The sequence below is a fragment of the Streptomyces sp. NPDC045955 genome, assembly GCF_056430805.1.
Genome location: NZ_JBWKKY010000020.1, coordinates 127719 through 134349, shown reverse-complemented (window position 1 = coordinate 134349; position 6631 = coordinate 127719). Strand labels below are relative to the sequence as shown.

The window sequence follows — 6631 nt, the reverse complement described above, 5'->3', positions numbered from 1 at the left end:
TCTCCGGATCGTGGCAGTCAACGGCCAACTCGGTGAACCTACTTGTCATGACTCTCCCAGATAGTGCGGACGGGGCTCAGAGTATTGGCTGGGCCTCCCGTCCGGCAGATCCGCGATCTTCCTGAATGACCAGGGCTGTCAGGCGGGCTTGATCCGGCATCAGATACGCGAGAAGCCCCTGGTAGGAACAGGTCTGCGAAGATCACGTCCCGGAATCCAGAGGCTTCACGCGTTGACCAGTATCACCTGCACCGCAACACTCGACGTCGGCAGGGAGACCGCCGAGGCTCTCGCCCGGCTCTTGCGCGAGCACCGCGAACGGCTCGGCACCCGCAAGGGGACCCGCGCTCTGGGCGTCTTCAAGCAGGGTGTCCTGGTGCTGCGGTGGTTCGTCGACGGGACTCGGCTGGCCCAACTCGCCCGGGACAACAGGGTTTCGGTACCCACCGCATACCGCTACTTGCACGAGGGGCTGACCGTGCTCGCCGACCACGCCCTGGATCTGTCCACCGCGCTGGAACGGGCGGCGGCCGCCGGCCACACCCATCTCAACCTGGACGGCACCGTCATCCGTACCGACCGCGTCGCTGCCCCCGGCCCCAACGGCGCCGACCTGTGGTGGTCCGGGAAGCACAAGCACCACGGCGGCAACGTCCAAGTCATCTCCGCCCCCGACGGCTGGCCGATCTGGGTCTCCCCGGTCCGCCCCGGCCGCGAGCACGACACCACCTGCGCCCGCACCCACGGCTTGGTCGACGCCCTCAACCGGCTCGCCTCCACCCTGGACATTCTCACCCTGACCGACCTCGGCTACGAGAACGCCGACGACGGCTTCCGTCACCCGGTCAAGAAGCCCAAGGGAGGCGAACTCGACGACGCACAGCAGACGTTCAACTCGGTCATCCGAGGCGTCCATGCGGTCGCCGAGGGGGCCAACGCCCTGCTCAAGGTCACCTTCAAGGCCCTGCGCCGGGTCAGCCTCGACCCCAGAGGCATCACCCGGATCGCCCGAGCCGCCCTCGTCCTGCTCCATCTGGAGCACGGCCGCACCACCTGAACGAAAATCACGCACCGTCACGAGACGTTACCGAGAAGGGTTCACTGAGTGCGCTATCGGCTGGCTATTGACCCCGACCCCGGCCGTTTCGCCGGCTGGACGGTGGAGTCGGCCGAACGTCACCTGATCGAGGAGATCGGCGCCGACTCAGCCGTCGACCTGCTGGGCACGCTGGGGAGTTCGGAGGCTAGGGCGGCTTCGGGGCGTCTGTCGGTGAAGCCGGACAGCGCGGCGAGTTGGGACAACGCGGAAGCCGCTCAGGGGGTGTTCCTCGACCCGCCGCCAGGAAGTTCTTGCTCCGGCAGCCGGGTCACCACGGTGCCGCCGTACGGCACACGGAGTGCCGCTTCTGCGTCCCCGGGGGGAGTCCGGCGTCGTACTTTTCCGGCGAGCGACTCAGCTGATCCGGTTGCCCTGCTCTGGAGTACCTAGGGGTCTCATGACGTACGACGAGGATCACGCTGAGGCCCAGGAGGACCGTGCGGCTGCGCTCCTGGGAGAGTTGGAGGCGGCGATCGCCGCTGCTCCGCCTGGAACGAGTGGTTGGCCGGACGAGCTGGAGCCCGGCGGGAACGTTGGGAGGCTTCGAACAGGGTCCAAGGATTGCTGTGGTCGCTACGGGAAGCCGTGCATCGAGGTGAGCCCTTGGATGCCGCCCGGGCCGCCGCGCTTGCCGAACTGGGCGTACACGCCGGTCTGGGTGGCTACGACAGCATCTGGCTGCTCCGCGAACTCGGCCTCCCGCACGGCGAGCAGACGCTGGCGCGCCTCGTGAAGGACGAGTCCGTGGACGAAGGCCACCGGCAGGAGGCCCGCGAGTGGCTCGCGAAGCTGAGGAGACCGGAATACGAGGCACGGGCGGCTCGTCCCACCGACGGCGCGGAGCTGCTCCTGCCCAAGATAGTACGTGATCTGACGTCCAGCTGGGCCGGCGGCTGGGAGATCGAGAACGAGCCGAAGCCGGAACGCTTGGCCCAGGCCCGGGCCGTCCTCGAAGCCCTCGTGCCCGACAGACGGCTGACGTCGCAGGAACCCCCCGAATGGGAGGGGGAGTGGGTGGAGGATGCAGAGGACAGGCCCGCTTGGGCGGAGGTCCACATGGTCCTCGACCCCCTGATGCCCGACGCACGCTTGGTCACGAGGGAGCGTCTGAACTGGGCCTGGCACGAGTGCCGGCGACTGGGCATCGACGTGGAGGCCACGACCCCGGAGGTTTTCGCCGACCGCTGGGCCACCCGCATCGCCGCACATCTGGCACGGGGAACGTTCGACTGGCTCTTGCGCAAGGATTGCTTCGACCCTTGGGCCCTGGACCTCGCCATGCGCTACATCGACCGCAACGTCGCCGTGACCGAGGCGACCCTCCTGCTGTCCGAGGCGGCGGAGCGCGGCGGTTCCTGAAGTTGCGGCAATGGCGTCCCGGGGGCCGGGCAGGCCAGGCAGGCCCTCGGGAGTTGCTGCCATGACCGCGCCCTTCACGGCCTGCCCGCCCCCGCCCGCCACGGACGTACCCGTCACCCCGCCCACCGCCGACGCTCTCACCTACAGCCTCACGCTCCCCGCAGGTCCGCGGAGCCCGGCGATCGCACGCGCGGCGACCCGCACGATCCTGCGCGCGCACGCCCTCGACGACGTGACGGACGCGGCGGTGCAGGTGGTGAGTGAACTGGCGGCCTGTGCCTGCCGCTTCACCTCGACCGCCGAGGTCTACGTATCGCTCCGCTACCGGGACGGCGCCCTGCGTGTCGTGCTCTACGACGGTCACCCCCGCCACACCCACCCGCGTCTGGCCGCGGTCTGCGAGTCCCGTCGTCGCGCGGCCCTGCGGCTGCTGTCCTGCGTAGTCAAGTCCTGCCACGGCGACTGGGGCTTGGGAGACGCCCGCGAGCCGGGTGGCGGCACGCGGATGTGGGCGGTGTTGCCGAGGGAGGGCGCGAGGTCTTATCACGCAGGCGCTTGCGGGGGAGCCCTCCCAGGTCGAGGGCCGGGGCCGGTCGACGGCGTGAGCCGCAGGCCGGCCCGCCCGACTCGCCGCTCTGTCGCTACCGGGAAGTGCCGACTGCCAAGGGCGCTGTACCTCGTGTGAATTGGGCCTCGCGTTGGGCCCGTGGGCCCATGTGGCCGGAGCTGACCGATCGTTACCCTCTGGCCTTGGTTCGAAGAGGGGGGAGCGGGGGCGTCCGGAACAGCTGGGCGCGCCGACGGTCCGCGTTCATGGGCCCACGGAGCCTGACTGCATGACCTGTGCGCGGACCCAGGGCGAACGTCGCCACGACGTCACGCGCAAGCCGCTGCAGCCGCTGGAGCCGCTGCCGTCTCGGCGCCGCGTCCTGGGATGACCGCATCCTTGGGGCTCTCACTCTCCCTGACTCGTCCTCCTGCTCGGCGAGTTGAGGAGTGGCATGTCTGCGTTCGGGGGCGTCCCGGTGTCCGGGGGCGGCGGATGGTCGTCGACGGGGAGTGGGCGGCGGCAGGAGCTGCCCAGGCCGCTGTCGGTTGCGCTGGTGCTCGTCCACACGCTGTTCGCGTTCACGGTGCTCGGCGGGATCGGTCTGCTGCTGACGGCGGCGTCGCTGGACGCCGTGGACGGCTGGCTGCTGGGCCAGGTGGCGTTCGCGGCGGCGCCCGGCACGATCGGGTGGGTGCTCGCGCGCCGGTCGTGGACGGGCGGCATGTGGGTATGGCGGGGCCTGCTCGCCCTGCAGGCATGGCTGATCATCGCCGCACTGGGCAACGTCGGAGATGGCTCGGGGCGGGGCTTCACCCAGCTCTTCTTGCCGATCCTGATCGTCGTGTTCCTGACGTGCCGGGAGAGCCGGGAGTGGTTCCGGCTGCCGGAGGTGGAGCGAGCGGATCGTCGTCCGTTCTCGTTGGCGCGGATGATCCGCTGGCGCCGGGACGATGGTCAGACGGCGGTGGAGTACGCGGGGCTGGTGGCCGTGGTCGCGGCGATCATCGTCGCGCTGCTGGTCAGCGGTCTGGGGACGCAGATCTTCACCGGCATTCAGTCGGCGGTGTGCAAGGTCACCGGCACGGCGTGCCCTGCGGAGGCAGGAAACGGCGGGGAGGAGGTTCAGGCCGGGGACGGCCCGGACGGGACCGACGGTGAGGGGGGCGACGGTGGCGGGGCGGCCGGCCAGGGCCAGGGCGGTCAGGGCAACGGCGGCCAGGGTGCCGAGGGCGGCGCAGCCACTGACGGCGGCACTGGCAAGGGCGGCACTGGCAACGGCGGTACCGGAAATGGCGGCGCCGACGGGACCGGACCCGGCGGAGCCGACTCCGGAGGCCAGGACGGCGGCGGATCCGACTCGGGTGGGCAGAACGGAGGGAACGGCTCCGCCTCGCAGGGCGCCAAGGGCGGATCCGGCGGCGCTTCGGAGGATACGGGTGCTCCGTCCACCGAGGAGACCGTCGAGGAAAAGAACGACGCGGCAGAGGACGTGCAGGCCGCCGAGGACAGTGGTGAGGAAGGCGGTGACGAGGGCTGCACCTCTGGCGTCGGGGCCTTCCTCGGCTGCGTGGGGGACCAGTTCAAGCAGGTGGGGCAGGGCCTGTTCGTCGACGGCATCTGGGGTGACGTCACGGGAATCTGGGACACGGTCACCAACCCGGGCGAGACGTGGGAAGGCCTGAAGGACTACGGCAGTTCGCTGGGCGACCAGTGGTCCGAGGACGCCAAGGACGCAGGCGAGAAGTGGGAGAACGGCGACTACCTCGACGCGCTCACCGACTGGGGCGGCGCGTCGTGGAACACGGGCATCAAGGTCCTGGACGACACGTTCGTGGGCGACGAGGTCCGTGACCAGTGGAACAACGGCCAGAAGACCCGCGCGGCCACCAACGTCGTCTGGAACGTCGGCTCGCTCTTCATCCCCGGCTACGGCGAAGCCAAGATCGTTCAGAAACTCGGCAAGCTCGGCAAGCTGGGCAAACTTGGCAAGCACGCCGAGAACGCCGCGAAGGCGGCGGAGGATGCCAAGAAGGCAGCCAAGGCCGGCGACGTCGACGCCGCCGAGAAGGCGGCGAAGGAGGCTGACGAGGCGGCGGACGCGGCCGAGAAGGAGGCCCGCCAGTCCGGCTGCACGATCTCGGCGCCGGCTCGCAGGATCCCGTACGGCGACTCCCCGCACGGAAGCGCCCCCGGCCTCCTCACCGGCTCGCCCGGCACAGGCACCACGGTCCTCGCCGCCGCCGGCGCCGCCGACTTCCCGTACGTCATCCTCGCCCAGGACGGTTGCGACGAGGAGGCCAAGGAACAGGCGGAGGAGGCCCGCAAGGCGGCCGAAGAGGCCGACAAGGCCGAGAAGGCGGCCAAGCGGGAGGCCGAGCGGAAGCGGCTGGCGAAGATGCCGAAGCCGTCCTGGTACAAGGATCTGAAGAATCCGCGTGCCGGGACGAAGGATGGCGGCGACGGGCTGTGGAAGTCCAAGAAGGCCGACACATACTCCTATCCCCAGGAGATGGGGGCTCGCTATCAGGAACAGGTTTCCGGGGTGAAGCGCGGCAAGGAGTATCAGGTGCCGCTCGACCAACTCGACGGCAAGCCGGTGGATTTCGATGGCTGGGACTCGAAGACCGGTACGTACATCGAGACGAAGTGGGGTTACAAGGGGGACAAGTTCTATGACAAGGAGACCGGCGAACTCACCAAAGCGGCCGAGAACAGGTGGGTGAAGCAGGCGGAGCGGCAGCTCGACGCCGCGAGAGGAAAGCCCGTCGTGTGGCATTTCGCCGACCCGGACGTGGCGCGGGCGGCCCAGGAGATGTTCGCGGACAGGGGCGTCAAGGTTAAGGTCGTGCACACGCCGGTCAAGGAATGACGTGGGAAGGTGATGACGGTGCTCAGGCTGGTCGTCAATGGCGCTTGGGGCCTGCGAGTGGAAGGGGCGCAGCAACTCGCTGAGCGGTGGCTCGCCTTCCTGAACGCCCTGGAGGGCATCGTCGGGCCTTCCTTCGAGGGCTGGCGCGAAGCCACGGACGACGACAGGACGGCTCCCCTGCTGTCACCTTCTGCCGCGTCTTTGGCCGACTATCTCCTGAGGGAGAACCCTGAATCCGAGGTCGCCCGGACGGCTTACACCGCATCGCTGTGGACGGCCGGATCAGGAATGCCGGAACTGGTCGTGAGCGTGAGCGCCGGGGGATCCTCGCCACATGTTGCCAGTTCCTGCTCGGTGCGAATGCGTTCGCGTGAGCTGGACGAGTCGGCACCGGTGGCGCGCCGTTCTGTGGAGATCCTCCGGGCCCTCGCGGACTCCTGGGATGTCGACTGGGGCCAGGCCTACAACCGTGGTGAGTACGCAGCCGTCGAAGAGGAGTTTGACCTGGAGACGCCGGAGCCCCGCTGCGGTCGTGCCGTCTACCTCTCCGCCAGGCGTGCCGAACTGGTCCCTGAGGATCTCCCGGGGAAACCTGCACGGATCCATACCAGCCACGACGGACTGCTGATCGACCTCACCGGCGGCGGCACAGAGCGGCCGGACATCGAAGCGATCCTTGATGTCAACCGGTCTTTGCGAGCGACAGGCGCCTTGGCGCGGCTCCCTGAACCGTACGACCGGGCCAAGCGGTAGG

5 protein-coding genes are annotated in these 6631 nt (G+C 69.2%); all 5 read left to right on the top strand.

All coding sequences use genetic code 11. The features are described from left to right. The first annotated feature begins 232 nt into the window (after nucleotides 1-232). The 5 genes from AC07F0_RS32205 (at nucleotide 233) to AC07F0_RS32185 (ending at nucleotide 6630) form a co-directional block, all read left to right on the top strand. Nucleotides 233-1057, top strand: coding sequence for an HARBI1 family protein (locus tag AC07F0_RS32205; protein ID WP_478983504.1), 825 nt, complete (start codon nucleotides 233-235; stop codon nucleotides 1055-1057). Between the two features lie 645 nt (nucleotides 1058-1702). Next, nucleotides 1703-2458 carry a hypothetical protein gene (locus tag AC07F0_RS32200; protein WP_478983503.1) on the top strand — a complete coding sequence of 252 codons (756 nt, stop codon included), beginning with the start codon at nucleotides 1703-1705 and terminating at the stop codon, nucleotides 2456-2458. 61 nt (nucleotides 2459-2519) lie between these two features. Further along, nucleotides 2520-3143, top strand: coding sequence for an ATP-binding protein (locus AC07F0_RS32195; RefSeq protein WP_478983502.1), 624 nt, complete (start codon nucleotides 2520-2522; stop codon nucleotides 3141-3143). Between the two features lie 316 nt (nucleotides 3144-3459). Beyond that, nucleotides 3460-5877: a Tox-REase-5 domain-containing protein gene (locus AC07F0_RS32190; protein ID WP_478983500.1), complete on the top strand. Its 2418-nt coding sequence runs from the start codon at nucleotides 3460-3462 to the stop codon at nucleotides 5875-5877. A 12-nt stretch (nucleotides 5878-5889) separates the two neighbouring features. After that, the gene (locus AC07F0_RS32185; RefSeq protein WP_478983508.1) at nucleotides 5890-6630 is read left to right on the top strand and encodes an Imm52 family immunity protein; all 741 of its coding nucleotides are present in this window, start codon (nucleotides 5890-5892) and stop codon (nucleotides 6628-6630) included. Nucleotide 6631: the final 1 nt, after the last annotated feature.